Annotated in this window: 22 protein-coding genes and 1 pseudogene; 10 read left to right on the plus strand and 13 right to left on the minus strand. The window is 40.0% G+C overall.

Going from position 1 to position 25,914, the window contains the following annotated elements; genetic code table 11:
* Window positions 1-6 precede the first annotated feature (6 nt).
* A complete protein-coding gene (locus tag RB151_RS01650; RefSeq protein WP_071547622.1) occupies window positions 7-1,497 on the plus strand; it encodes a M16 family metallopeptidase in 1,491 nt (496 codons plus the stop codon).
* A gap of 41 nt (window positions 1,498-1,538) precedes the next feature.
* Here the strand turns inward: RB151_RS01650 and RB151_RS01655 are convergent, their stop codons facing one another.
* Window positions 1,539-2,546, minus strand: coding sequence for a serine hydrolase domain-containing protein (locus tag RB151_RS01655; protein ID WP_071547623.1), 1,008 nt, complete (start codon window positions 2,544-2,546; stop codon window positions 1,539-1,541).
* Between the two features lie 36 nt (window positions 2,547-2,582).
* Window positions 2,583-3,464, minus strand: a complete 882-nt coding sequence (locus tag RB151_RS01660) for a LysR substrate-binding domain-containing protein (RefSeq protein WP_071547624.1) — start codon at window positions 3,462-3,464, stop codon at window positions 2,583-2,585.
* Between the two features lie 85 nt (window positions 3,465-3,549).
* Between RB151_RS01660 and RB151_RS01665 the strand changes: the two genes are divergently transcribed.
* A complete protein-coding gene (locus RB151_RS01665; RefSeq protein WP_048605434.1) occupies window positions 3,550-4,611 on the plus strand; it encodes an NAD(P)H-dependent flavin oxidoreductase in 1,062 nt (353 codons plus the stop codon).
* Between the two features lie 47 nt (window positions 4,612-4,658).
* Here the strand turns inward: RB151_RS01665 and yhjD are convergent, their stop codons facing one another.
* Window positions 4,659-5,651, minus strand: a complete 993-nt coding sequence (gene yhjD, locus RB151_RS01670; RefSeq protein ID WP_370661209.1) for an inner membrane protein YhjD — start codon at window positions 5,649-5,651, stop codon at window positions 4,659-4,661.
* A 205-nt stretch (window positions 5,652-5,856) separates the two neighbouring features.
* A complete protein-coding gene (locus RB151_RS01675) occupies window positions 5,857-6,261 on the minus strand; it encodes a DUF1090 domain-containing protein (protein ID WP_042847646.1) in 405 nt (134 codons plus the stop codon).
* A gap of 234 nt (window positions 6,262-6,495) precedes the next feature.
* Here RB151_RS01675 and RB151_RS01680 point away from each other — a divergent pair, with 234 nt between their 5' ends.
* Both RB151_RS01680 and gorA read left to right on the plus strand, forming a co-directional pair.
* Window positions 6,496-7,338 carry a 23S rRNA (adenine(2030)-N(6))-methyltransferase RlmJ gene (locus tag RB151_RS01680; RefSeq protein WP_048605429.1) on the plus strand — a complete coding sequence of 281 codons (843 nt, stop codon included), beginning with the start codon at window positions 6,496-6,498 and terminating at the stop codon, window positions 7,336-7,338.
* A gap of 139 nt (window positions 7,339-7,477) precedes the next feature.
* Window positions 7,478-8,830, plus strand: coding sequence for a glutathione-disulfide reductase (gene gorA, locus RB151_RS01685; protein ID WP_042847802.1), 1,353 nt, complete (start codon window positions 7,478-7,480; stop codon window positions 8,828-8,830).
* Window positions 8,831-8,909: 79 nt separating this feature from the next.
* Here the strand turns inward: gorA and RB151_RS01690 are convergent, their stop codons facing one another.
* The 8 genes and pseudogenes from RB151_RS01690 to mobA form a co-directional block, all read right to left on the minus strand.
* Window positions 8,910-9,506 carry a glutathione S-transferase family protein gene (locus RB151_RS01690; RefSeq protein ID WP_042847644.1) on the minus strand — a complete coding sequence of 199 codons (597 nt, stop codon included), beginning with the start codon at window positions 9,504-9,506 and terminating at the stop codon, window positions 8,910-8,912.
* A gap of 49 nt (window positions 9,507-9,555) precedes the next feature.
* Window positions 9,556-10,254 (minus strand): helix-turn-helix transcriptional regulator, encoded by a 699-nt coding sequence (locus RB151_RS01695; RefSeq protein ID WP_042847643.1) that lies wholly within the window; start codon window positions 10,252-10,254, stop codon window positions 9,556-9,558.
* Between the two features lie 137 nt (window positions 10,255-10,391).
* Window positions 10,392-11,696 (minus strand): carbohydrate porin, encoded by a 1,305-nt coding sequence (locus RB151_RS01700; protein WP_071547625.1) that lies wholly within the window; start codon window positions 11,694-11,696, stop codon window positions 10,392-10,394.
* Window positions 11,697-11,871: 175 nt separating this feature from the next.
* Window positions 11,872-13,269 (minus strand): annotated as a pseudogene (locus tag RB151_RS01705) (glycoside hydrolase family 1 protein).
* 11 nt (window positions 13,270-13,280) lie between these two features.
* Entirely contained in the window at window positions 13,281-15,176 is a 1,896-nt protein-coding gene (bglF, locus tag RB151_RS01710; RefSeq protein WP_071547626.1) for a PTS beta-glucoside transporter subunit IIABC, read from the minus strand.
* A gap of 176 nt (window positions 15,177-15,352) precedes the next feature.
* On the minus strand, window positions 15,353-16,189 hold the full coding sequence (gene licT / locus RB151_RS01715; protein ID WP_071547627.1) for a BglG family transcription antiterminator LicT: 837 nt from the start codon (window positions 16,187-16,189) through the stop codon (window positions 15,353-15,355).
* 232 nt (window positions 16,190-16,421) lie between these two features.
* Complete coding sequence (gene mobB, locus RB151_RS01720; protein WP_042847638.1) at window positions 16,422-16,940, minus strand: molybdopterin-guanine dinucleotide biosynthesis protein MobB; 519 nt, start codon at window positions 16,938-16,940, stop codon at window positions 16,422-16,424.
* 2 nt (window positions 16,941-16,942) lie between these two features.
* Entirely contained in the window at window positions 16,943-17,530 is a 588-nt protein-coding gene (gene mobA / locus RB151_RS01725; RefSeq protein ID WP_048605421.1) for a molybdenum cofactor guanylyltransferase MobA, read from the minus strand.
* 216 nt (window positions 17,531-17,746) lie between these two features.
* Between mobA and RB151_RS01730 the strand changes: the two genes are divergently transcribed.
* The 4 genes from RB151_RS01730 (at window position 17,747) to polA (ending at window position 22,887) form a co-directional block, all read left to right on the plus strand.
* Entirely contained in the window at window positions 17,747-18,016 is a 270-nt protein-coding gene (locus RB151_RS01730) for a YihD family protein (RefSeq protein ID WP_042847634.1), read from the plus strand.
* 6 nt (window positions 18,017-18,022) lie between these two features.
* A complete protein-coding gene (locus tag RB151_RS01735; protein ID WP_042847631.1) occupies window positions 18,023-19,018 on the plus strand; it encodes a serine/threonine protein kinase in 996 nt (331 codons plus the stop codon).
* 33 nt (window positions 19,019-19,051) lie between these two features.
* Window positions 19,052-19,672, plus strand: coding sequence for a thiol:disulfide interchange protein DsbA (dsbA, locus tag RB151_RS01740; RefSeq protein ID WP_042847629.1), 621 nt, complete (start codon window positions 19,052-19,054; stop codon window positions 19,670-19,672).
* A gap of 422 nt (window positions 19,673-20,094) precedes the next feature.
* Window positions 20,095-22,887, plus strand: a complete 2,793-nt coding sequence (polA, locus tag RB151_RS01745) for a DNA polymerase I (RefSeq protein WP_071547628.1) — start codon at window positions 20,095-20,097, stop codon at window positions 22,885-22,887.
* A gap of 476 nt (window positions 22,888-23,363) precedes the next feature.
* On the opposite strand, the gene yihA is transcribed toward polA, so the two are convergent.
* Window positions 23,364-23,975, minus strand: coding sequence for a ribosome biogenesis GTP-binding protein YihA/YsxC (gene yihA / locus RB151_RS01750; RefSeq protein ID WP_042847624.1), 612 nt, complete (start codon window positions 23,973-23,975; stop codon window positions 23,364-23,366).
* 330 nt (window positions 23,976-24,305) lie between these two features.
* Here yihA and ppiA point away from each other — a divergent pair, with 330 nt between their 5' ends.
* Both ppiA and RB151_RS01760 read left to right on the plus strand, forming a co-directional pair.
* Window positions 24,306-24,878 (plus strand): peptidylprolyl isomerase A, encoded by a 573-nt coding sequence (gene ppiA / locus RB151_RS01755; RefSeq protein ID WP_042847622.1) that lies wholly within the window; start codon window positions 24,306-24,308, stop codon window positions 24,876-24,878.
* Window positions 24,879-25,281: 403 nt separating this feature from the next.
* A complete protein-coding gene (locus tag RB151_RS01760) occupies window positions 25,282-25,857 on the plus strand; it encodes an aminodeoxychorismate synthase component II (RefSeq protein WP_042847620.1) in 576 nt (191 codons plus the stop codon).
* Window positions 25,858-25,914: the final 57 nt, after the last annotated feature.

The following is a 25,914-nucleotide window of genomic DNA, read 5'->3' on the forward strand; positions in this document are numbered from 1 at the left end:
GTTTACATGCAGGGCTTGAAAGTTCGGTATATTATCAGTGTTGTATTATTATCAGTGACTCAATTTGCAAGCGCTGAATCTTTGCAACCTGATCCAGCATGGCAGCAAGGAAAGCTAGAAAATGGCTTTAGCTGGCAATTATTACAAACACCACAGCGTCCAAATGACCGTATCCAACTCAGATTAGCAATTAAAACAGGTTCATTAACAGAAAAAGCGAGTGAGAAAGGGTACAGTTATTTAATTCCTAAAATGGCGTTGTATCATCAGACTGAAACATTTCCAACCGCAACGTTACAAGAGTTTTGGCGTCAGGCAACAGACCCAGACATGCCAATTCCACCTGCGGTTGTTTCTTATGATTACACAACTTACAGCTTAAGTTTACCTAACAACAGGCCTGATTTAATCAAGCAAGCATTGAGTTGGCTAGCTACCTCTGTAGTGAAAGCCGAATATACCGAAACGACACTGCATAATGGCTTAACAGCTGAAAACGTGCCTGTTGCAACACTGCCTTTAAATGCAAGCGACCCAGTTTGGCGAGCTCGTTTAAAAGGTTCTGCGATGATGGGTTATGACCCTGGCCAAAAACCAAATGACAATGTCGATCTCGAAAGCGTGAACGCTTTTTACCAAAAATGGTATACGCCAGATGTGATGACGTTATACGTTGCTGGTCATGTGGATCCTCGGATGTTATCTGACTCGATATCGCAAACTTTTTCATCTCTGGAAGGAAGACGCTCTGAGCCTGTTTCTGTCGCGGTGCTATCCACGGTAAAACCACAATCTATTGATATTTTACAAGAACAACTGGCGCAGGATACCCTTTCTTTGATTTGGGATATCGATTGGATACCAATTAAAGACTCAAATATATTATTACGTTATTGGGCAAGTGACTTAGCGCGCGAAGCGGTTTATCGTTCTTTGCAAAAAACGTTTAATCAAAAATTTAACCAAGGTGAAGTGGTCTCTGGGCTTGATTGTCGTGTGCAATACCAGAAAGCCACTTGTACGCTATCAGTCAGTGCTGCACCCGAAAAAATGGCCGCGGTGACTGATATTGTCATTAATGAGTTAGCTACAATTAACCAAAATGGTATCCCTGCCGAGCTGTTTGATGACATGATGAAAGAAAAACAGGTGCAGCTATCACAATTGTTTGCTGCCTATGCCCGCACCAGCACTGATGTTTTGATTAGTCAGCGTTTGATTTCCCAGCAAAATGGGGTCGTTGATATTGCTCCCGAACAGTATCAACGTTTAAGGCAGTCTTTTTTAGCATCGCAAAGCCTTGAGCAAGTTAACATGGAAGCGCGTCGCTTATTATCGCAAGAAGCAGCTTTTGTTTTAGCGCAGCCAAAAGATAAACAAACAATGGATGCGGAACAAATTCGCCAAAAATTTATTAAAGCACTTTGGCCACAAGCCTCCACATCAACTGGCACGCAAACAGAACTCGTGCCTGCTAAACCGGCCGTTGCACAATAAATGATGAAGGGTAGCCGTTGGTCACCATTGGCTATCCTTTTTCAAACTTGTTGGCTTAGTAACGATTCAATAGCCGTTATTAGTATTTCTCGTGAACCCCTGTTATCGACAAACCCTGCGGCACTTGTTTTTGTTTGAGGGGAGTAATAAGCCACAGAGCCCCAAAAACCTAAATGAGAATATAAGGTAATGCCGTTAACAACACTTGCCATAATGCCGAGTCGATAATTTTCTGCTCCATCATGGGGGCCGGTACTTAACATGGTTGTTAGGGTCGCTGGCGATGAAAAAATAGCCCCCCCGAAAAGCGCCTCTAAAAACACTGCCATCTGCTTTGATGACATCACTAAACCACCACCGCCATAAGCATCCATAGAGGCGTGGATATGTGTCCCTTCCAACTTCCCTAAATATTGGCGTGATCTAGGTGCTGCTATTGTTGGGGGAGATTCTAGGTGTTCCCAATAGGCAGTTTCTAGTCCAATTGAATCAAATTTGAGTAATTCTCTTACTGCTAGACCAAGTGATTTGCCTGTTATTCGCTCAATAATATCCCCCAACAAAATATAGCCAGTATCTGAGTAGATGTACGATTTAGCAGGTGGAAAAAATGGAAACTGCTTGTGGATGTACATTTCTAATTGCTCTGCACGGCTCCACTGATAATTAGGGCGTTTGAGAACTTCAGTTAGGTAGTCGGCATCAGCATGGTCTAATAGCCCGCTACTGTGATTGAGTAAATGACGCACGGTAATTGCATTCGTGTCATATTGGGCACTTAGTAATAAATTATATTTTGGGTCGATATGTTTAGAGATAGCATCATTGATGCTCAGCTTGCCTAATTCAGCAAGTCGTAAAATCGCTGCCGCGGTAAAGGTTTTTGTATTACTCGCTATCCGTAGTGGTGTATCGACAGTGAGTGGGGAGCCTGCAAGGTCTGATCCCCTAGAACAGAAACTAGCAACACTGCTTTTCGTCTGGTTGTGATAATAGAGAACAACCCCACAGGTTAATTCTTCAAGTTGTTTCACAAAGCTAGTCATCATGACCCCATGTTAGGTAATTATAATGAAGGCACTATATTAATCATGACTAGATGCACTAATACACGCTTTAAATGCGCTAAAAGCAGGGACATGGTAATTTTCGCGGTAAATCAAAAGGGTATCACAGTGAGTCACTGTAATTCTGCCTAATTTTAAAGATGAAACAGGCATTGATTCGATTAATTTTTTTGGAAGAAGTGCCACGCAGCTCCCTGCGGTAACACAAGCCACCATCGCGTGATAAGAGTTCATTTCTTGTACATTCCAATCGAAACTTGCTGGAATATTTAACCATTGCTCCGCAATATTCCGATAGCTACACCCTTGTGCAAAAGCCGCTAAACAACGGGTTTTAACTTGATTTACAATGGTTGCTGAATGTTCATGTTCAGGAAGCAACAATTGCAATTCTTCTTGCCAAATGACCTCGGTCTTGATCCCCATTTGTGAGAGTTGGTTAGGTTCATATAGCGCAGAAGGCAGTGCGACAAACGCACAATCTAGTTTGCCGCTATTGACTTGTTCTAGCAATGAAAGTGAAGACCCAGTACGTAATAACAATTTAGTATTTGGGTTTTGCTGATGAAATTGTGCTAAAGGTATGGGTAGCCGACAAGCCGCCGTACTTTCCATGCTTCCAATACGCAACTGCCCACCTTCTCGCCCCCCACTAATGACATGGCGAGCTTCTTCCTCAAGGGCTAATAACCGATGAGCATAATCAAGAAATTGTCTACCAGCCTCTGAAAGTTCAAGGCGTTTATTTTGCCGAATAAACAACAGTTCGCCAAGATTTGACTCCAATTGTTGAATTCGTGTTGTGATATTCGATGGTACGCGACCTAAACGTGCAGCTGCGCGGGTGATATTGAGCTCAGCAGCAACGGTACAGAATATTTTAAGAGTTTCAGTGTTCATTTTCTCTTTATGTGAATATGGTGCTATATTCATTCTCAATGTAAGAAAGTAAAGTGTATCCCGACATTACAATAAAGGAAAGAAAATGGCTAAAGAAAATGCATTTTTACACCGGTTAGGCTTACGCTATCCTATCATTCAAGCACCGATGGTGGGGGTGTCTACACCTGCATTAGTGGCGGCAGTTTCTGAGTCCGGTGGGTTAGGTTCATTAGGGTTAGGGGCAAGCACAGTTGAACAAGCACGTCAGATGATAGCTCAAACACAGGCACTGACAGATAAGGCATTCAATGTGAATCTATTTTGTCATCAACCACCAAAACGCAACCAAACTAATGAACGCGCATGGATAGAATATCTGGCGCCTTACTTTGCTCAGTTTAATACGACTCCTCCAACTCATCTTAATGAAATCTACCAAACTTTTTTAGGTAACTCTGAAATGTTGGCGATGTTGTTAGAGATGAAACCAGCTTCAGTCAGCTTTCATTTTAATATCCCTTCAGCCGAGGTCGTACAGCAATTAAAGTCGCAAGGCATTTATACCTTAGCCACCGCGACTAATTTGCAAGAAGCCCAGTTAATAGAACAGGCCGGGATTGATGCAATTGTTGCTCAAGGTATTGAGGCTGGTGGGCATCGCGGTATATTTGATGTAAATATGCAAGATGAACAATTAACGACTAACGCATTGGTATCATTACTTATAAAACAGACCCAGTTACCTATTATTGCAGCAGGGGGAATGATGGATGGTTATGATATCAAAGGGGCATTAGATGGAGGTGCAGCCGCAGCGCAGTTGGGAACGGCGTTTATTTTGTGTCCTGAATCTGCCGCAAATAGTAGCTATCGGCAAAAATTGAAAAGCCAGACAACGGATACCACCACTTTAACAACTGTAATCTCAGGGCGGCCAGCAAGGGGGATTGCGAATCAATTTACGCAAATAGGCCTTGATTATAAAATAAATGAATTACCTGATTATCCAATTGCTTATGATATTGCAAAACAGTTAAATGCCGCAGCAAGTCAGTTGGGGAGTGATGACTTTTCTGCTCATTGGGCAGGGAAAAACCTAGTGAAAATACGCGAAATGCCAGCCGCCTTGCTTGTGAAAACGTGGGTTGAAGAGATGAATGGATAAATTGTGTAAATAGTAGGGCGGCGATTATCGCTGCCCTAATTGGATGATTAAAGCGTTGTTTCGGTAGGCAATGAGTCTTTTTGCTCATCGGTAGCTATCCATGCTGCACAAAATAGGGTTAAACGGGCAAAAAAGTAGAAAAAAGCCATTAAACCTAGTACTGAACCAAATGCTGCACCGGAAGGAGATGACGCTAGGTTCGGTAAAATCCATGTCATGATTGATTTAATAATTTCAAACCCGATGGCAGCCAGAAAAGTCCCTTTGATGAGGGACCGACGACGATGTTGCATACGAGGTAAAATCCAAAAAATCCATAAAAATAATAGGAAATTAGCCATGATAGAAATAGTTAACCCTATTAGTGTCCACGCAGGTTTTAACCACTCGATACCATCAAGCCCTAATGTGCTGACAATGGTTGCTTGTGCAGAACCGGCCACTGAAGTGAGCATGATTGTGACAACCAATGCGATCAGCAAACCAATCAAAGCAAAAAAATCGCGGATATAGCGGAAAATAATGTTTTCGTGCTCATCTTCATTTCGCTCCCATACAGGGCGCGATTGAGCCAAAATAGCTAAGCGTAAGTTATTTACCCAGTTGACTCCTGAATATACCGCTAAGGCTAAACCGGTTAACCCGACCGTCGTACGTTGGCGAATTGCAGTATCGATGGTTCTTTCTAATGTATTAGCTAGGGTTGGGTCAGTAATATTTGCAGAAATTCCTCGGACTAATTTTTCAAGTAGTTCAGGGTTACTGGCTAAGACAAAACCCGCAGCTGCAAATGAAAACATTAAAACAGGAATTAACGATAGAAATGAGAAATAGGTAATTGCGGCACCAAACTGGTTTCCCATACGGTCAGTAAAACGTTGTGCGGTTCGAATGAGGTGTGCAATAAATGGAATTGCACAAATAAAATTAACAACACGCATTGAGAATGTGAGCGCTTTTTTACTGCCATCAATACTTTTATTCAGTGTCGCTTTCAGCTTGTTGCTATCTTTTTGTTCTTCTTCCTGCATATTCGACATTTAATCCCCTTTTCCTGCAACGAAAACTGTCTTACTTTGGCCTTGTTCAGTGGCTAGTTATGAATGATATGCACAATACTATAGCCTAAAATAAAGGGTAACTTCATCCCAATGCCTATTTTTTAGATAAACAAATGTCATTGGAATGATATTGTGCAGTGAAAGTAACCAATTCATTAATCAGGAAAAAGGGAATATATCAAAATTAAAGAGCCCCTTTGTATATCTGCATCTCGTCTTGTGCTTCTTTTAATTCAGCCTGCGCTTCAGCTAATTTGCGTTCACGTTTTTTAATCTTTTTGAGGTCATTACCTTGTTGCTTTTCTTCTTTTAATTCAGCTTCGCGTTCTTGCACTTTTTCACGTTTTTCGTCGACATTCTTTTGGCTATCACGATATAAAGACTCTGGGGTGCAATAACGATTAACGTTATCTAACGCTTCTTCTAAGCCGCGAACACGGTATTGGTTGCCATGCTGTTTCGCGTATTTTATCTGTGCTTCAATTCTTTGTTTTTTAATGTCGCAGCCATTTTGTGTTTTAGCTGCCATGACTGATGAACTTACAAAAAACAAAGCGGAAGCTGTGGTTACTATCAGTAGCTTCTTCATGATTTACCCCTGGTTATGTTGAAATTTGTATTTAGGATAGCGTTTTATTTCATTTAGGTCATGTGAATTTTAGCGCTGCCTTCACTGTGACAATTGTGGCTAAATTTAGCTATAATGAGGCTGAAGAATTAATCCGGCCTATTTTTTGTTCAAAAAGGCACTCTTTAAAGCACCTATTTAATAGTAGTCATCTTATTTGGCTAGTGTTGAATTTCCTCAGGAAATAAACGTTACATGTTAAGTTATCGTCACAGCTTTCACGCAGGCAACCATGCCGATGTGTTAAAACACACGGTACAGAGTTTGATTATTGAGTCTCTAAAAGAGAAAGAAAAACCTTTTCTGTATTTAGACACGCATTCAGGTGCAGGTCGTTATCAACTAACCAGTGAACATGCAGAAAAAACAGGTGAATACCTCGAAGGGATTGCGCGGATATGGGAGCAACCAGATTTACCTGAGGAATTACAGCCCTATATGAGTATTGTACGTAAGCTCAATGATAATGGCCGTTTGCGTTATTATCCGGGCTCGCCTTTATTAGCCAAATATTTATTGCGTGAGCAAGATAAACTGGTATTAACGGAATTACATCCGAGCGATTATCCGTTATTACGTACTGAGTTTTCACGTGATAATCGAGCACAAGTTTCTAAAGAAGATGGCTATCAACAATTAAAATCAAAGTTACCACCACAAAGTCGTCGAGGTTTTGTGTTGATGGACCCACCTTATGAAATGAAAACAGACTATGAAGCGGTCGTTAAAGGTGTGGTTGAAGGGTACAAACGTTTTGCAACGGGAACCTATGCAATTTGGTATCCCGTCGTGTTGCGCCAACAAATAAAACGTATGCTTAATCAATTAGAAGCAACAGGGATCCGCAGAATTTTACAAATCGAATTGGCTGTGCGACCTGACAGCGACCAACGCGGCATGACGGCATCGGGTATGATTGTCATCAACCCACCGTGGAAATTGGAACAGCAAATGAAAAATGTGCTGCCTTGGTTACATAAAACACTGGTGCCTGAAGGTATAGGGCATACTTTAGTTGAGTGGGTTGTACCAGAATAATTCGCACAATAGGATAGGTATAGCCAATTGAATTAACAGGTATTAGCTATCATAAAACGCTATTCATGCCATGGCAATCAATAGCATGATGCGAGAAAATGAATCAATGAGTCATTCAATCAATGGGAATAACCAAATTATGAGCAAACATTACGACTATATTGCAATTGGTGGCGGAAGCGGTGGTATTGCGTCGATGAACCGTGCAGCAATGTATGGGCAAAAATGTGCCTTAATTGAGGCTAAAGCATTAGGTGGAACTTGTGTGAACGTAGGTTGCGTACCGAAAAAGGTTATGTGGCATGCGGCACAAATTTCTGAAGCCATTCGTAATTATGGTCCTGACTATGGTTTCGATACGACAATTAATCGTTTTGATTGGAAAACATTAATTGATAGCCGTACTGCTTATATTGATCGCATTCATCAATCTTATGACCGCGTTCTTGGCAATAATAAAGTTGATGTGATCAGTGGTTTTGCTCGTTTTGTTGATGCACATACTGTTGAAGTGGATGGCGAAACTTATACCGCGGATCATATTTTAATTGCTACCGGTGGTCGCCCTGTGATCCCTGCTATTCCTGGTGCAGAGTATGGTATGACTTCTGATGGTTTCTTCGAGCTGGAAGCGCTACCAAAGCGTGTTGCTGTGGTGGGTGCGGGTTATATCGCTGTTGAATTGGCAGGTGTTTTAAATGGACTCGGTGCGCAAGCACACTTATTTGTTCGTAAACATGCGCCACTGCGTTCATTCGACCCTCTGATTGTAGAAACGCTGGTTGAAGTTATGAACACGGAAGGGCCAAAGCTGCACACAGAGTCTATTCCAAAAGAAGTGGTAAAAAATGCCGATGGTTCTTTAACGTTAAAATTGGAAAATGGCCAAGAGCATACAGTTGATGCATTGATTTGGGCTATTGGTCGTGAGCCAATGACGGATAACCTGAATATTGAAGCCACGGGTGTTGAGCTGGATGAGAAAGGCTACATCAAAGTGGATAAATACCAAAATACCAATGTCGCTGGTGTATATGCAGTGGGTGATAATACTGGTGCTGTTGAATTGACTCCTGTGGCTGTTGCGGCAGGGCGTCGTTTATCCGAACGTTTATTTAATAATAAACCAGATGAACATTTAGATTACAGTAATATTCCAACGGTAGTATTTTCACACCCACCAATTGGCACTGTGGGTTTAACTGAGCCAGAAGCCGTTGAAAAATATGGCGCTGAAAATGTGAAAACTTATAAATCGTCTTTCACAGCCATGTATACTGCGGTAACTTCTCATCGTCAACCTTGCCGTATGAAGTTAATTTGTGTGGGTGAAGAAGAAAAAATTGTCGGTATTCACGGCATTGGCTTTGGTATGGATGAAATTCTGCAAGGCTTCGCAGTAGCGTTAAAAATGGGCGCAACCAAGAAAGACTTTGATAACACTGTGGCTATTCACCCAACCGCAGCGGAAGAGTTTGTGACTATGCGTTAAGCATACGAATAATATTGGTTATACTGTTAATGAATAAAAGAGCCAAGTAGTTAATAACTTGGCTCTTTTTACATGGGGATTACGCGAGTAGCTCGGCAATTTCAGGAATAGTTGACAAGCTTTTCATGTAAGCTTTCATTGCTGGTGTGACTTCCATCATATTGTATTTAGTGAAGAATATTACAAATGCCCCTACATACACATCCACTGCGGTGAATTGCTCGCCACAAATAAAAGGTTTAGCGTTATTTAAACCGGTTTCTAAGCACGCCATTGTGCGTTCAACAGAACCAAATCCAGATGATTTTTGTTGTTCTTCATTGAGCTGAATATTAAGGCCGTTAATTGTGAACGCAGTTTCTATTGGGCCCGCGGTAAATAGGAACCATCGATAATAATCAGCACGCTTGGCGTCGTTAAGTGCAGGAGCTAAGCCTTTTTCAATAAATTTGTCCGCTAAATATAAACAAATCGCCGCTGTTTCAGTGACGATAGCCTCACCATCAACCAATGCTGGGACTTTTGCCATTGGGTTAATTGCCAAATATTCGGCCGTGTGCATATCTGCACCATAATCTAATTCAATACGTTTATAAGGAACATCTAAAATTTTTAACAGTAGGTCAACAGTATTACCGCGTGACATTGAATTAGTAAAAAGCACCAGTTCGCTCATGATTATTCCCTTATAAGAAGTTGAGCACTTACTATAAGGTACAGCTGTGTCAGAAATTGTCAGTAGACACGCAGAGGACTTCTTTACTCCATCGTTCAAGCAAATAATTTTTAGGGTAGGGGAGTTTATGCTCAAGGGCACGATAGGATTGAATGCGGTCTAAACGAAAATGGCGATAACTTTCCCGTAATTCACACCAAGCGGCGAGTACTTGGGAATCTTTCATATAACCAATTGCAATCGGCCAAATAATTCGTTCACTCTGTTGGTTCTGGCCATCTAGGTAAATAATTTGAGCTTTACATTCTTCGCGTAAGCTTAGGCGCAAGTCTTTAGCAATAATATCGTTTATTTCATGGAAATGTGTGGTGGGCGCAAACAAGGTGTTTTGGTTTAAGATTTTCTGTGAATTACCTGCTACGACAGCATTTATTTTACTAATGGCACGTATTGCTGAGTTTTTTAGCTCTCTATCGGCATTACTTTTAACCCAGCGCAAACCTAAAACCAGTGCTTCCAGTTCATTTTCATCGAAAGTGAGTGGAGGCAATAATAAGCCGGTTTTTAGTTGGTAACCAATACCCGCCTCACCTAAGATTTCAGCGCCTTGGTTGCGTAACGACTCAATATCTCGGTAAATAGAGCGGATACTGACTTGTAGCTGAGAAGCAAGAGCTTCTGCCGTAATGGGGTAGCGGTTTTCTTTGAGTATTTGCAATAAAGTCAGTAAGCGTTGAGTGCGAGTCATTTATCAGCCTAGCTAGAACGATAGATTAAGAAATTAAACACAGAATAGGGTATTACAGGGAAAAATCAAAGCTGCGAAAGATGGCGGAAAATTATTGGCCTGATAGCCGGTAAGTTTAGCTTTCAGGCCTGATATGTTTAGAAAGTGACGACGGTTTTTAAGCCGAGTACCCATGCATCAGAGGTTTGCTTAATCCCCCCTGGATTGTGCCAGTATTGGACATCAGGTTGTAGCTCTAGCCAAGAAACCGGTTTGAAACGGTAATACAGTTCTGCGTTAAACGCATTAGAGGTTATAGGGCGAAAGAAAGGGTCATGGTAATCTGTGATGCCAAATTGTTGGTTATACTGTTTTTGGCCTTTGGCAAAGTGATCACTTAATTCAATATAAGAAACACCTAAACCCACCCAGTCTTCAGGCCTTGCATCGAATAATCCACGATAACGCAAGGAACTTGAAACCACATAATTCATAAAATTACTACGTTCATCGTGGTAGCTTCCACTTAAGGATAAACTTAAACCTCTATTGGGGTCGTCTTGGTGGCGAGTTAATTGTTGGTTCATACCACCATAGATAAACCATGTGCTGTGGTAGGTTTTATCTTTGTAGAGATCTTGCTGTTTGGCATTGGTGTACAATAATCCTACATTATAGGCCCCCGGTAACCCATTGACGAAAGTGCGGCTTTCGACCTCTAAAGGTAATACAATGCCTTTACTGCCTTTAGTTGACCAGCTCCAAGCGTGGCTTCTATCAGTTGCTTGAGGATTTTGTTCCATAACCCCTGTTTTAATAGTCACCTCTGGTGTGATTTTATAGCTGACAGTGGTTCCCCACGTGTGAATATTCCAGTTACTCCAGACAAGAGCATTTGCAGATTTACCACCACACTGGGTGCGCAATTGAAAATCACATGGAATAATTTGGTCGAATTCTTGTACTTTATTCATCATGCCAATACGCCAAGTGAGACGGCGTTCGTCAAAACTTCGGGCGAAAGTTAGCCAACCTAAGCGTGTAATAGAACCACCGCCAGCACTTTCTTGGGTTTGGTCATAATTAGGAGTTCGTGGGTCTTGAACCCGTTTTAAGGTGAGGTCATCATTGTGATTGCGGTTAACAATATTCCCTTCAATACGAGCATCTGGGATGCCTGTCCACCGCTCTAGGTCTTGGGTAAAGGTGAAGGCAAATTGGTCAATATAAGCGGTGTATTTATCATCATCATAACCGCCACTTGCATTATAGGCAACTTGGCTTAAATAATTACTATGAAATGAAAAACCATGATCCGATAAAATAGGGCGAATGCCAAGCATGTCGCCAAATAGCCCTTTAGGGGCAGGTTCAAACCCTAATACAGTACCATCCCATGATTGTTCATTAGCAATAGCGGGTAATGTTAAAAATAACAGGGGAAATATAATTTTTTTATTCATTTATTATGGAACCTATTTTAAGGCGCAAAAAACTAATAAATACAAAATAGTATTTATTAATATCTACGTAAATTTTATATATTAAATATAGGATGTAGAAACTACCTATATAATATCTGTAATATTACTAGAGAGGCTTATAAAGTATAAACCCCTCAATATTTAATTAGGTTAATTAACGAATTAATAACTCCCCTTTTGACTTAATGATTTTTTGATACCAATAAAAGCTTTTTTTCCGTTTGCGTTCAAGCGTGCCATTGCCTTGGTCATCTCTATCAACATAAATAAACCCATAACGTTTAGACATTTGCGCATTTGAGGCGCTAACAATATCAATCGGTCCCCAACTAGTATAACCCATAACATCTACACCATCTTGAATGGCTTCATGTACTTGGACTAAATGGTCGTTAATATATTATTGTATGCGGTAATCATCAATAATATCTCCCTCAGGAGTCACTTGGTCGATAGCCCCTAGCCCATTTTCAACAATAAATAATGGTTTTTGGTATCTATCCCATAATAAATTTAATATTGTTCTTAGCCCTTGAGGATCAATTTGCCATCCCCACTGTGAGCTTTCTAAATGAGGGTTTGGGATCATACTGAGAATATTACCTCGTTTCTTATTATATTCTTCTTTATCTGCGGTAATGCAGCCAGTCATATAATAACTGAAAGAGATAAAATCAATAGTTTGTTTAAGATCTTGTTTATCTTCTTCGGTAATATTCAGATGAATTTGGTTATCTTTAAAATAACGTAGCATATAACCGGGGTAAGCCCCACGGCATTGAACATCACCAAAGAATAACCATGTGCGATTTTCAGTCATGGCTTCCCAAATATCATTGGGCTTGCATGTTAGGGGATAAACTAACCCACCGAGCAACATGTTCCCTATTTTGGCATCAGGGATAATTTCATGGCAGGCTTTTGTCACTCTTGCGCTGGCAACAAGTTGGTGATGGATAGCTTGATAAACCGCTGTTTTTGAACTGGTCTCTGCTAATCCTACACCTGTCATCGGGGCGTGAAGTGACATGTTGATTTCGTTAAATGTGAGCCAAAGTTTGACTTTGTCTTTATACCGTTGAAAAACAGTGCGTGCATAGCGTTCAAAAAATGTAATGACTTGGCGACTTCCCCAACCACCATATTCCGTGACTAAGTGATAGGGCATCTCATAATGAGATAAAGTAACTACAGGTTGAATATGGTATTTCGCCATTTCTGCAAATAATTTATCGTAGAAAGCCAGCCCTTCTTCATTTGCTTCTTGCTCATCGCCACGTGGGAAAATACGGCTCCATGCGATAGAGGTACGTAAACAGGTGAACCCCATTTCAGCAAAAAGAGCAATATCTTCTGGGTAACGATGATAAAAATCGATAGCGATATCTTTAATATATTGGTCATTATTGGTGCGTTTAACGACTCCACCAAAAATACCATTTGGTTGAACATCAGAGGTACTTAACCCTTTTCCTGCTGTCAAATAAGCGCCTTCGGCTTGGTTTGCTGCAATGGCGCCTCCCCATAAAAATGTCTCAGGAAATTTTGTCATCATTTTATTCCTTATTTCGGATTAACTGTCATGAATGTAATACCGGGATTGATTGTTTGGTTGAGCGTGATGGTTTTAACAGCAGCATAGTCATCACTATTACTAACAATGATTGGTGTTGTTACGTCATAACCAGATTCAATAATTTTTTCTAAATCGAAGGTGAGTAACAGGTCACCAGCTTTGAACGTATCCCCTTGTTTTACCTCAGGAGTAAAGTAGAGACCGTCTAGTTTCACGGTGTCTATACCCACATGGATCAACACCTCAATACCGCTTTGACTTAATAGACCTAGCGCATGCCCAGTTTTAAAAAATGAGGCCACTTCCCCATCAAATGGGGCATATACCGCACCAATGTTTGGAATAATTGCAGTACCTTGGCCGAGTAATCCACTTGCAAAGGTTTCATCGGGAACTTCATTTAAAGGTAATGTACGGCCAGACATTGGCGATAGAATGTCATTCGGAGCAACGGGTTGCACTTGAACATCAGTAGGTTGAGCTTGTTGTGGCTGCTTTTTAACGCCAAAAAAACGGGTTGCTAGGCAAGCGAAGGTAAATGAAATCAATGAGCCGATGATTGCTCCCCAAACGGTTTTGTCAAAGCCGCTTGCAGGGATGATTTGGGTAAAGGTAAAAATATTCACTAGCCCAAAAGAGTAAGTTAGCGTTTGGCTGTAGCCGATGATTGCACCACCGACACCGCCTCCAATACAGCCGAAGATAAAAGGTCGGCGTAGTGGTAGGGTAACACCGTACACAGCGGGCTCAGTGATACCAAAGATCCCCGCGGTGACGGAAGAGCCTGCCATAATTTGCATTTTTGCATTATGGGTTGCTAACATGACGCCAAGTGCTGCACCGACTTGCCCAGCAACAGCAGGGAGAAGTAATGGCACGAGTGCATCTTGCCCAAATACACTGAGGTTATTGATACTAATTGGAACAATTCCCCAGTGTAGACCGAAAATAACACACACCTGCCAAATTGCGCCCATAAATGCGCCAGCAATAATGGGGGTAAAGTTATAAATAGCTTGGAATGTATCTGCAATTAATAGGCTTAACCAAGTTGCTGACGGGCCGATAACCAAGAAAGTGAGGGGGACGATAATTAATAAACATAAAAATGGTGAAATAAAATTTTTCATCGCCGCAGGTAATAAGAGGTTCAGCCTTTTTTCTAATAAACAGCTCAGCCAAGCTGCAAAGATAATAGGAATAACAGACGTACTGTAATTAATAAATGTGAGTGGAATTCCTAAAAAATATTCGGGAGCTGCGCCCGCAAGGCTTTGTTGAAACGCAGTTAACATGGATGGATGTACTAGCGCCCCTCCAATAGCCATGGTTAAGAATGGGCTACCCCCAAACTTTTTCCCTGCGGTATAACCGAGCACTAGCGGGAAGAAATAAAATAGTGAATCACTGGCTGCAAACCATAATTTATAGGTGGCACTTTGTTCTGATAGCCAATGAAGCGTAACAAATAAAGAAAGAAAGCCTTTTAAAATCCCTGATGCAGCCATAACTCCCAGTATTGGCGTGAATATACTGGAAACAATATCGATAAAATGGCTAAAAATATTTTCTTTATCCTCTTTTTCGCTGGATAGGTTTTTATCTTTTTTAGAGGGAGACACTACGGTTGTATCTTCTTTGCCAATTAATTGATTTATTGCGTTATAGACTTCATGAACGTGATTGCCAATGACAACTTGAAATTGCCCACCGCTTTCAACAACGGTAATCACCTCTGAATTTTGTTTCAAATGTTCAGGGTTGGCTTGTTTTATTTCCTTAAGTTTAAAGCGTAAGCGAGTGGCACAATGAATAACATTGACGATATTGTCTTGACCGCCAACATCGTGAATGATTTGTTCTGCTAAAGGTTGGTACTTCATAAAATATTCCTTTATCACATGATGATAAACATTAGTGCTATGAATGTGCAAAAAAAAACCTGATACCCTCTTCTTATCAGTAAGAAGAGTCATTATCAGGTTTTGCCCACCAGAATTGGCGGTAACAATCCATTAGGTTTTTATTATAAGTCAGTCACATAGCGTATTTAATTAAGTTATATCGAGTTCTCTTTTCTGACACGCTCAATGTGGATAGTAAGAAACATACATTCCTCATCCGTTAAAGTGCGTTGGTATTTTTTTTGTAAAAACTGGCTTATTTTTTCGACGCATCGCCAAGATGTTGAATAGTTTTCTTTAATGACAAGATGCATCGAAGCATCATCATTTGGCACGGGTGTATTATTCATCATGCGATGGGCAAAAAACTTTAAGTGAGTAATAAAACGTTGATAACTCAAAGTTTCTTCATGATAGTCAACTTTGAGGTTATATTTCACGATATTAATGATTTCTTGCATTACTTTCATTGTTTGTATGACAACGGGCATTTCACCAGTAAGTTGTGCATTTACAAAATGTAAAGCAATGAACCCTGCTTCATCAACAGGTAGCTCGATACCGTGTTTTTCATTAATTAGAGCTAATGAATCTAAGCCTAATTGGTACTCTTTTGGATATAAACGTTGTATTTCCCATAGCATGGTATTAGTGATTGCTAAGCCTTTTGTTTGCCTTTCAATGGCATAATTACAATGGTCGGTTAATACAATATATAAACTTTCGTTTAATTCACCTAACTGGTATTTAGCTCGTTGAATTATCTCATCACAGGTTTTCATGATGGAAATGGGAATATGGCTAAGTAATTCGCTAAGCCGAGCAGTTAACTCGTCGCTACGTAACTCATAAATTTTTTCAATTTTTGTTATATCGACATCGTCATGTGCTTTTTTTTGAAATGCCAAGCCCCTCCCCATGACAACGATTTCCTGTTGTTTCTCATTCAGGGCAATGACCACATTGTTGTTTAATATTTTTGCGATCTTCACTTTCAATCCCTTAGAAACGAAAAAAACCCGATAGCCCAATGACAAATCATTGGTATATCAGGTTTTGCCTGTCAGTAATGACAGTAACAATCCAGTATTCTTACTTTTCTGCACTTTAATCAAATTGGGATATGAATTCAAATGCCAAAGCTTGAAAATGTGAGGAACCTCGTATTGCTATGTATAGTTAATCCAAATTTACTTGTTTATTAATTACACAAAAATTAGCAAGCTAATGGCTCTTTTGCCACCAAGATACAATATAATCAGCAATTTGCTCAGGGTTATTAATATCTAACTGTGGCACATTGGTATCGATAATTTCATTACTAGCAACAGCAACGACATAGTTGTCAATCAAGCCGTTGAGTGGCTTACCGACCTCTGAACGAAACAAGGCAATTTTATCGATCGTTTCCTGTTTAAACCCTTCGACTAAAATAAGGTCTAATGACGCGGGGTCGAAGCGACTCGCTAAATAATACAAATCCATTTCATTGGCATCAGGGGTTTCAGTCATCAGTGCCCAGCGTTTTTGACTGGCGACTAAGGTTTGGTCAGCCCCAGCTTTGCGTAGTTCAAAGCTGTCTTTGCCCGGTTTATCTACTTCCATATCATGGTGTGTGTGTTTGATTAAGCCAACACGTAAGTTACGCTGGCGGAGCAAAGGGATCACTTTTTTCAACAATGTTGTTTTACCGGTACCGCTATAAGCAGTAATTCCTAGTAGAGGTAGAGTATTTTGCTTCATAGTTATTTTTGTTGTAACTCCCAATTACGACTATCTTCTAAGGTATTTAGGTTTGCAAATGCATCGAATTCTGATGAAAAAATAATCCCTTTTGCATTAACTTCTTGCATAAATATCATCAATTTACGATCACCTCTTGCAAGGTAATCATCAAGTTGTGTTTTTAATGAACGATGGAGCAAGGCAAATGTAGGGTGCTCGCGTCTTTCATCTTGTGCATAACAGGCTAAATGATTGCCTTTTTCGTTAAACATTTTTTCAGCTAAATTTAGCGGAAAAGCGGGGACATCGCAGGGGACAAATAGCAACCAATCAGTTTTGGCATAATGCATTGCAGATTGCATACCTGCAAGAGGGCCAGAAAAGTTATTCTCTAAATCAGAAATAACCGTTAACTGACTTTCATTGTAACGAGCTTGGTTACGGTTGGCATTGATCATTATTGACCCTACCTGTGGGCTTAGGCGCTCTAATATGTGTTGGTAAAGGGGTTTACCCATCAAAGGGACTAAACCTTTATCTTGCCCCCCCATTCTGGTGCCTAGGCCACCTGCAAGTATGACACCTGTTATTGACTGGCGAAACGTCATGTTCAATATCCTTGAATATCTTCAATAAAATGTTTTAACATTCCCAGAAAACACCTTCGAGTATAGTAATTGCTAAAATTTATTCTATTTGGTTATAAAATCAATGAATATTCGTCACAATTGCAGTTAAACTTTACGTAGATTGACAACAGTTCGCTTTTTCTCTTGTATGATTATTGGTAACTTGTATCGAATATTCGTGATAAAGGAATAAACATGAAATGCCATCGTTTAAATGAAGTTATTGAGCTACTACATCCTGTTTGGAAAGATAATTCAGATTTAAACCTAGTAGAGTTATTACAAAAGCTGGCAGATGAAGCAGGTTTTAAAGGCAGTTTGTCTGAATTGACAGATGATGTACTAATTTATCATTTAAAAATGCGTGGCACGAACAGTAATGAAGTGATCCCTGGTCTAAAAAAAGATTATGAAGATGACTTTAAAACAGCCATTTTGCGCGCTCGCGGCATCATTAAAGATTAAACTGTGATGGATAAAATAGAGCATTCGAATTTCCATTTCAGTGGAATTTCTCCTGATTTGATTCTAGATGCCTTGATGGAAGTGGGCATTTACCCTGAATCGGGCTTAATAGAGTTAAACAGCTATGAAAATCGAGTTTATCAATTTCAAGACGAAAACCGTCAGCGTTATGTGGTGAAATTTTATCGCCCTGAACGTTGGAACCGCTCACAAATTCAAGAAGAACACGACTTTACATTGGAATTAGTCGAGGAAGGTCTCTCTATAGCTGCACCAATTGAATTTGCAGGGCAAACAGTATTAGAGTTCGGTGGCTTTTTATTTGCTGTTTTTCCGAGTATCGGTGGTCGGCAATATGAAACTGATAATTTATTTCAATTAGAAAGTGTAGGGCACTTATTAGGGCGAATACACCAGATTGGTAAACGTAAAAACTTTGCATTTCGTCCTACAATGGGTGTTGAGGAATACCTTGATCAACCTCGGCACATAATTACATCTAGCCCACTGATAACTGCACGTTATAAAGAGCAGTTTATTGAGTCACTGGATGCATTAATTGCACAAGTAAAATTACTGTGGCCTACAACATTGTCGTCAATTCGCTTACAAGGTGATTGCCACCCCGGTAATATTTTATGGCGAGATGAGGCTTGGCTGGTGGACTTTGATGATGCTCGAAATGGTCCCGCAATCCAAGATTTATGGATGTTATTAAATGGCCCTCGTCAAGAGCAGGTCATTCAATTAGATACATTATTAGAAAGTTATAATGAGTTTTGTGACTTTGATGTAAAACAGCTAAAGCTTATTGAACCTCTCAGGGCTATGCGTATGGTGCATTATCTTGGATGGGTTATCCGTCGCTGGCAAGACCCTGCATTCCCTCGTGCATTTTCATGGCTGCAAGCTGATGATTTTTGGAAAAAACAATCACTCGAATTTATACAACAAACCGAACGATTGAAAGATCCCCCTTTGCAGTTAACCCCTCAGTTTTAACTTTTAAGTCTTTGTTTTTGGAGAATGTAGTATATGAAAAAAATTATGTTGGCTTTGCTTGGTATTGCTATGTCATTTGGTGCTGCTGCGGCAAATTATACCGAAGGTAAAGAGTACACTGAGGTACAACCTGTGCAAGGTTTACCTCAAGTTATTGAGTTTTTCTCTTTCTATTGCCCACACTGTTACCAATTTGAAACTGTGTATAAAGTACCTGCAACAGTAGAGAAAAACTTACCAGACAATGTAACAAAAGCGCGTTATCACGTCGATTTCCTTGGTCCTTTGGGGCCTGATTTAACTGAAGCTTGGGTGGTTGCTACTGTTCTGAAAGTAGAAGATAAAATGACCCCTCTTTTGTTTGAAGGTATTCAAAAAACGCAAACTATTAACACCAAAGCAGATATCCGTAATACCTTTATCAAAGCTGGTATTCTTGCTGAGGAGTATGATGCAGCTTTAAATAGTTTCGCTGTTAAAGGTCTTGTTGAGCAACAAAGACAAGCCGCGCAGAACTTAAAGCTTAGAGGCGTTCCAGCTGTATTTGTTAATGGTAAATACCAAGTACGTAATAACGGCATCACTGTAGATAACGCCGCAGACTATGGTAAAGAATTCTCTAACGTTGTGAATTTTTTAGTCAATAAAAAATAAGTATGATTGATGGTGGTAATATCGCCACCATCAACTGTCATATAAAGTATATTGAATCAATATCCACAATTACTTAATCTCCTCTTCTTTGCATTAAAGCAATTCTTCATTACACTAAGTCATTGATATTACTTTCTTGTTTTAGTCTTTTTAATGCATGTTACTTGTTGAATTTACTGAGCAACATAAATTTATACACACGGTTATCCACAGGTTTTGTCAAAGCACCTAGTAACATTAAGTGACTAGAGTTAATGAAAGTAATCACTTAGGTTAACTATAGCTAGGTCGTTTACTTGAAAGAAGATACTGATCGGCGAGATTTTAACAAAGTGGTTAAGTGGAAAAAACTTGGGATGTATCTGAAGCGACATTATGGCATCCTATTAGCATTCGTTCCCGATAAAAGATGATGACAGATTATGGCTCAGATTGCAGAAAACCCTCTTATTTTGGTTGATGGTTCCTCTTACTTATACCGTGCTTACCATGCATTTCCACCTCTGACCAACAGTGCTGGTGAACCTACAGGGGCTATGTATGGCGTAATTAATATGCTGCGTAGCTTGGTCATGCAATATAAACCTAGCCATGTTGCTGTTGTCTTTGATGCGAAGGGAAAAACATTTCGTGATGAGTTATTCGAAAGTTATAAATCTCATCGCCCGCCGATGCCAGATGATTTACGCGCACAAATTGAACCACTACACAGTATGGTTGAAGCTATGGGGCTACCGTTGCTCGTTGTTTCTGGTGTAGAAGCTGATGATGTAATAGGTACTTTGGCCTGTGAAGCTAGTCGTAACGGTACACCTGTTTTGATTAGTACTGGTGATAAAGATATGGCACAACTTGTGGAGCCTAATATTACGCTCATCAATACCATGAATAACACTATTTTAGGTCCGGATGAGGTTCAAGAAAAATATGGGGTACCACCTGAGCTTATCATCGATTTCTTAGCGTTAATGGGGGATTCATCAGACAATATCCCAGGTGTGCCTGGTGTTGGTGAAAAAACAGCGCTGGCTTTATTACAAGGGATTGGCAGCTTAGAAAAAATATATGAGAACCTAGAAGCTATAGCGCCTTTGGGCTTTAGAGGGTCTAAAACATTAGCGCCAAAAATGGCTGAAAATCGTGAATTAGCTTTCTTATCATACCAACTGGCCACTATTAAAACGGATGTTAAGTTAGACAAAACCTGTGAAGAGTTACGCGTCGATCAACCTGATGTAGACAAATTGCATCAGTTGTTTAGCCGTTATGAATTCAAGCGCTGGTTGTCTGATGTAGAAAATGGGACGTGGATGGAAGGTAAAGGTTCAACTGCTAAAGCAAATCCGGCTATAGCAACATCTACGGCAAAAGTCTCAGTACCGACGGCCCCCACCTTAAATGCTGAAAATTACCAAACAATTTTAGAAAAGGCAGACTTAGAGCGCTGGGTGGAAAAATTGAGCTCAGCATCTTTGTTTGCTTTTGATACTGAAACAGATAGCTTAGACACACAAGAAGCGCGCCTTGTGGGGATGTCATTTGCAATTGAAGCGGGTCATGCCGCCTACCTACCGTTAGCCCATGATTATCTTGATGCACCAGCTCAGTTGCCACTGGATGAAGTTTTACAAGCAATGAAACCGATACTGGAAAGTGAAAAAATCCTCAAAATCGGGCAAAACTTGAAATATGATGCGGAAGTTCTTGAAAATTATGACATTGAGTTAAAAGGTATCGGCTACGATACGATGTTGGAGTCGTATGTGCTCAATAGCGTTGCGGGGATGGGCCGTCATGATATGGACAGTTTGGCTGAGCGGCATTTGAACCATAAGACAGTGAGTTTTGAAGAAATTGCGGGCAAAGGCAAAAAACAGCTAACTTTCAATCAAATCGCGTTAGAGCAGGCCTCGAACTATGCGGCAGAAGATGCTGATGTAACATTATTACTGCACCAAGCACTGTATCCTCAATTGGAAGCTGAGCCAAAACTTAACCATATTTTTAAGAATATCGAAATGCCATTAGTTCCTGTTTTAGTCAGAATGGAGCGTAAAGGGGTTTTGATTGATGCAACAGTATTAGCTGCACAGTCGAAAATCATTACTGCGCGTTTAGCAGAACTTGAAAAAGAAGCGTTTGAGCTCGCTGGTGAAGAGTTTAATCTGGCATCACCAAAACAATTACAGGCAATTTTATTTGAAAAATTACAACTACCTGTTATCAAAAAAACGCCAAGTGGTGCAGCCTCGACCAATGAAGAAGTACTTGAAGAACTTGCATTAAACCATGCTTTACCAAAATTACTTCTGGAGCATCGTAGTTTAGCTAAATTGAAATCGACTTACACAGATAAACTACCGCTTATGATAAACCCATGTACGCAGCGTGTGCATACGTCGTATCATCAAGCCGTTACGGCGACTGGGCGTTTGTCTTCAAGGGACCCAAACTTACAAAATATCCCAGTAAGAACAGAAGAAGGCCGCCGTATTCGCCAAGCTTTTGTTGCACGCGAAGGCTATAAAGTCATGGCTGCGGACTATTCACAAATTGAATTACGTATCATGGCACATTTATCTCAAGATAAAGGCCTACTCACTGCATTTGCGGAAGGCAAGGATATTCACAAAGCAACGGCAGCAGAGGTATTTGGTGTTCCACTTGAACAAGTAACCAGTGATCAGCGTCGTAGTGCTAAGGCAATTAACTTCGGTCTTATCTATGGGATGAGCGCATTCGGGCTAGCAAGGCAATTAGGTATCCCGCGTGGTGAAGCTCAACGTTATATGGATCTCTATTTTGAACGTTACCCAGGTGTTCTACGCTATATGGAAAATACACGTCTACAAGCATCAGAACAAGGCTACGTTGAAACACTAGAAGGGCGCAGGCTTTATTTGGCTGATATAAAATCAAGTAATGGTATGCGCCGTAAAGCTGCTGAACGTGAAGCTATCAATGCTCCAATGCAAGGAACAGCTGCTGATATTATTAAAAAAGCAATGATTGCTGTCGATGAGTGGCTACAAACAGAGAAACCCCATGCTGATATGCTAATGCAAGTTCATGATGAATTAGTGTTTGAAGTTAAGGAGTCAGAACTCGAACAGGTACAAGCACAGGTTCAGACATTAATGGAGCAAAGCATGAAACTGGATGTTCCGTTAAAAGTAGATATTGGAATAGGTAATAATTGGGATGAAGCTCATTAATTATTAGTTTTATCTGACTGACAATAAAAAACGCCTAATAAAACCATTAGGCGTTTTTTTATGCATTTGACATTATTCACTATAAATTGAATATAACTACCCGATAAACCACTAAACTAACAATGAAAACAGAATGATTTTATGACATATTTATGCGACTTACCTCTCATAAATATGTAATTAAAATACGTTTTTAGGGCTGTGTTTTTAAGATGTACTTGCTGAATCGTAGTAAGCTTTGAAAAAAAACTACAAAAAGCCTTTTTTTCGAGCGAAAAATAAAGTACATTAATAGGCGTAGGGTACAGAGGTAAGATGTTCTATCTTTCAGACCTTTTACTTCACGTAATCGGATTTAGCTGAATATTAGCTGCTCCAGTCAATTTTTTTGATTGGAGCATTTTTTTTGCCTAAAATTCAGTAGATTAGACTATCAAAGGCTTAGTGAGCTATTTCTAGCTCACACAGTGATGGGATTAAATTGGTGTGTTATACCAGCTATCTAACTTAATACGAAGTTTATCAACGCCTATTTTTTTCAGTGCTGAGAAATATTCAACTTCAATATCCCCCTCAAGTGGTGCAAGAGCTTGACGCACTTCCGTCAGCTGTTTTTTTCTCGCGCCAGAGGCAAGTTTGTCCGCCTTAGTCAGTAAAACGAGGACTGGTACACTCATTGCAACAGACCATTCTATCATTTGCATATCAAGATCTTTCAATGGATGGCGAATATCCATTAGCACCACAAGCCCTTTAATACATTCCCGCTTTTGTAAGTATTCACCGAGCGCTTGTTGCCATTTGCGTTTCATTTCTTCGGGAACTTCGGCATAACCATAACCGGGAAGGTCAACAAGGCGAATGCCTTCCTCAACTTCAAATAGGTTGATTAGCTGAGTTCTTCCTGGGGTTTTACTGGTGCGTGCTAAACCTTTTTGTTGAGTTAATGCGTTTAAAGCGCTTGATTTACCCGCATTTGAGCGGCCAGCAAAAGCAACCTCGATACCGGTATCTTTTGGTAAATGCCGAATATCCGGTGCACTGATGACAAATTTTGCCATCTGGTAGTTATGATTCTTAATTGCCATTTGTCGTTCTCCCTGAGTTAGCCTCAAAAGGCTGGGGGATTATAGCTTTGCTTACGCCATCCCGACAACTTGAAATATCCCTTGTATTGATTTTACTGACTTAATAGTGAAATGCTTTACCTTTAGCGTGATATAAATCGTAAAATCTAGCTAATTAATAAATAATCATTATCTGTGAAGTTTTTTGTCTAAATTAGTCTACAATTTAACATGCTTGGTAGGTTTGACCGTTTTTGGCGTAAATATAGGTAAATCTTCAGCAATCTTGCTAGCTTCGCTCTAAAATTGCTTGATTGTAGTTGTAATGAGTCACAATGAAAGGGATCTTACATGTTAAAACGAATTTTTGTGCCAATTTTGGCCATTTGCGCAATTAGCGCGTCCTCTTTTGCATTATCGGCGGGTGAGACTTATGTTAAATTAGTCACTTCAGCGGGTGATATTGAATTAGAACTGAATGGTAAGAAAGCCCCTGTTTCGACAGAAAACTTTGTTCAATATGTTAATGAAGGTTATTACAACGGAACCACTTTCCACCGTGTTATTCCTGGGTTTATGATCCAAGGCGGTGGCTTTAATAAAGATTTGCAGCAAAAACAAACTCGAGCGCCAATTAAAAATGAAGCAGATAACGGGCTACGTAACCTACGTGGCACCATCTCTATGGCTCGTACTGCAAATAAAGATAGCGCAACAAGCCAGTTCTTTATTAACGTTGCTGATAACGCGTTTTTAGACCATGGTCAACGTGACTTTGGTTATGCGGTTTTTGGTAAAGTGGTAAAAGGTATGGATGTAGCGGATAAAATCTCTAAAGTGAAAACAGAGAATGTTGGTCCGTATCAAAATGTTCCTGTTGAACCCGTTACTATCATTTCAGCAGAAGTGATTAAAAAGCCTTAATCTTATATACACAGTGGGTAGGTGAATTTACCTGCCCGCTTGAGTTGTAAATATCGGTTCTGTGACATGTTCTGATGCACCTTACTTGTGTTATCCACTAAAAGTTAATCCGATTTTTCTATTTTTTGAGGTGGCTTTTACTTCCTTGTATTTAAAGTAATTCTTAACTTCAATATCATTTTGTTATCGTAATGTAAATATAATTCCATGATTTTTATATGGAAAATTATTTCTGATAAAAGCATTCATTGACTTAAATAGGCTATTTTCTTGTCTTGGCTGTGCTATGATAGCCGACCTTATTATTTTTTAGCGTTTTTAATCATCGTTCTGATTGCCAAGACCTAAAAAATATGCATAAGAAAATAATATATAATGATAAAAATCAGTCGGATAGCCTAATATGCTTCTACTTATTGATAATTACGATTCATTTACCTACAACTTATACCAATACTTCTGTGAGTTAGGTGCTGAGGTTGTTGTAAAACGTAATGATGAAATTACCATCGAAGAAATTGAACAGCTTTCGCCTACCCATCTTGTGATTTCGCCTGGGCCATGTACGCCTGATGAGGCTGGTATCTCCCTTGAGGCAATAAAATATTTTGCGGGTAAACTCCCTATTTTGGGTATTTGCTTGGGGCATCAGGCGATTGGGCAAGCTTTTGGCGCATCAGTCGTTAAGGCTCGTCAAGTTATGCACGGCAAAACATCAGCAATCCATCATAATCACCAAGGTGTGTTTAAAGGTTTAAACCGTCCTTTGACTGTGACTCGTTACCATTCTTTAGTTATTGCAGCAGAGACACTTCCTGTTTCTTTTGATGTGTCAGCATGGTCATTAAATAACGGTGATGTTGATGAAATCATGGGAATACGGCACAAAACTTTACCTATAGAAGGTGTTCAATTCCACCCAGAAAGTATTCTAAGTGAACAAGGTCATGAATTACTGAATAATTTTCTGAAGTATTAGTTTGCGAATATCATTGATAACAAATTAATTATGCATATTTCTCCGTTAACTATTGCT

The organism is Providencia rettgeri (genome assembly GCF_001874625.1).
Taxonomy (GTDB): Bacteria; Pseudomonadota; Gammaproteobacteria; order Enterobacterales; family Enterobacteriaceae; genus Providencia; species Providencia huashanensis.

Coding starts and splice junctions, on each gene's coding strand:
- RB151_RS01650 (WP_071547622.1), top strand. CDS start 7: ATGCAGGGCTTGAAAGTTCGGTATATTATCAGTGTTGTATTATTATCA.
- RB151_RS01655 (WP_071547623.1), bottom strand. CDS start 2,546: ATGATGACTAGCTTTGTGAAACAACTTGAAGAATTAACCTGTGGGGTT.
- RB151_RS01660 (WP_071547624.1), bottom strand. CDS start 3,464: ATGAACACTGAAACTCTTAAAATATTCTGTACCGTTGCTGCTGAGCTC.
- RB151_RS01665 (WP_048605434.1), top strand. CDS start 3,550: ATGGCTAAAGAAAATGCATTTTTACACCGGTTAGGCTTACGCTATCCT.
- yhjD (WP_370661209.1), bottom strand. CDS start 5,651: ATGTCGAATATGCAGGAAGAAGAACAAAAAGATAGCAACAAGCTGAAA.
- RB151_RS01675 (WP_042847646.1), bottom strand. CDS start 6,261: ATGAAGAAGCTACTGATAGTAACCACAGCTTCCGCTTTGTTTTTTGTA.
- RB151_RS01680 (WP_048605429.1), top strand. CDS start 6,496: ATGTTAAGTTATCGTCACAGCTTTCACGCAGGCAACCATGCCGATGTG.
- gorA (WP_042847802.1), top strand. CDS start 7,478: ATGAGCAAACATTACGACTATATTGCAATTGGTGGCGGAAGCGGTGGT.
- RB151_RS01690 (WP_042847644.1), bottom strand. CDS start 9,506: ATGAGCGAACTGGTGCTTTTTACTAATTCAATGTCACGCGGTAATACT.
- RB151_RS01695 (WP_042847643.1), bottom strand. CDS start 10,254: ATGACTCGCACTCAACGCTTACTGACTTTATTGCAAATACTCAAAGAA.
- RB151_RS01700 (WP_071547625.1), bottom strand. CDS start 11,696: ATGAATAAAAAAATTATATTTCCCCTGTTATTTTTAACATTACCCGCT.
- bglF (WP_071547626.1), bottom strand. CDS start 15,176: ATGAAGTACCAACCTTTAGCAGAACAAATCATTCACGATGTTGGCGGT.
- mobB (WP_042847638.1), bottom strand. CDS start 16,940: ATGAAGCAAAATACTCTACCTCTACTAGGAATTACTGCTTATAGCGGT.
- mobA (WP_048605421.1), bottom strand. CDS start 17,530: ATGACGTTTCGCCAGTCAATAACAGGTGTCATACTTGCAGGTGGCCTA.
- RB151_RS01730 (WP_042847634.1), top strand. CDS start 17,747: ATGAAATGCCATCGTTTAAATGAAGTTATTGAGCTACTACATCCTGTT.
- RB151_RS01735 (WP_042847631.1), top strand. CDS start 18,023: ATGGATAAAATAGAGCATTCGAATTTCCATTTCAGTGGAATTTCTCCT.
- dsbA (WP_042847629.1), top strand. CDS start 19,052: ATGAAAAAAATTATGTTGGCTTTGCTTGGTATTGCTATGTCATTTGGT.
- polA (WP_071547628.1), top strand. CDS start 20,095: ATGGCTCAGATTGCAGAAAACCCTCTTATTTTGGTTGATGGTTCCTCT.
- yihA (WP_042847624.1), bottom strand. CDS start 23,975: ATGGCAATTAAGAATCATAACTACCAGATGGCAAAATTTGTCATCAGT.
- ppiA (WP_042847622.1), top strand. CDS start 24,306: ATGTTAAAACGAATTTTTGTGCCAATTTTGGCCATTTGCGCAATTAGC.
- RB151_RS01760 (WP_042847620.1), top strand. CDS start 25,282: ATGCTTCTACTTATTGATAATTACGATTCATTTACCTACAACTTATAC.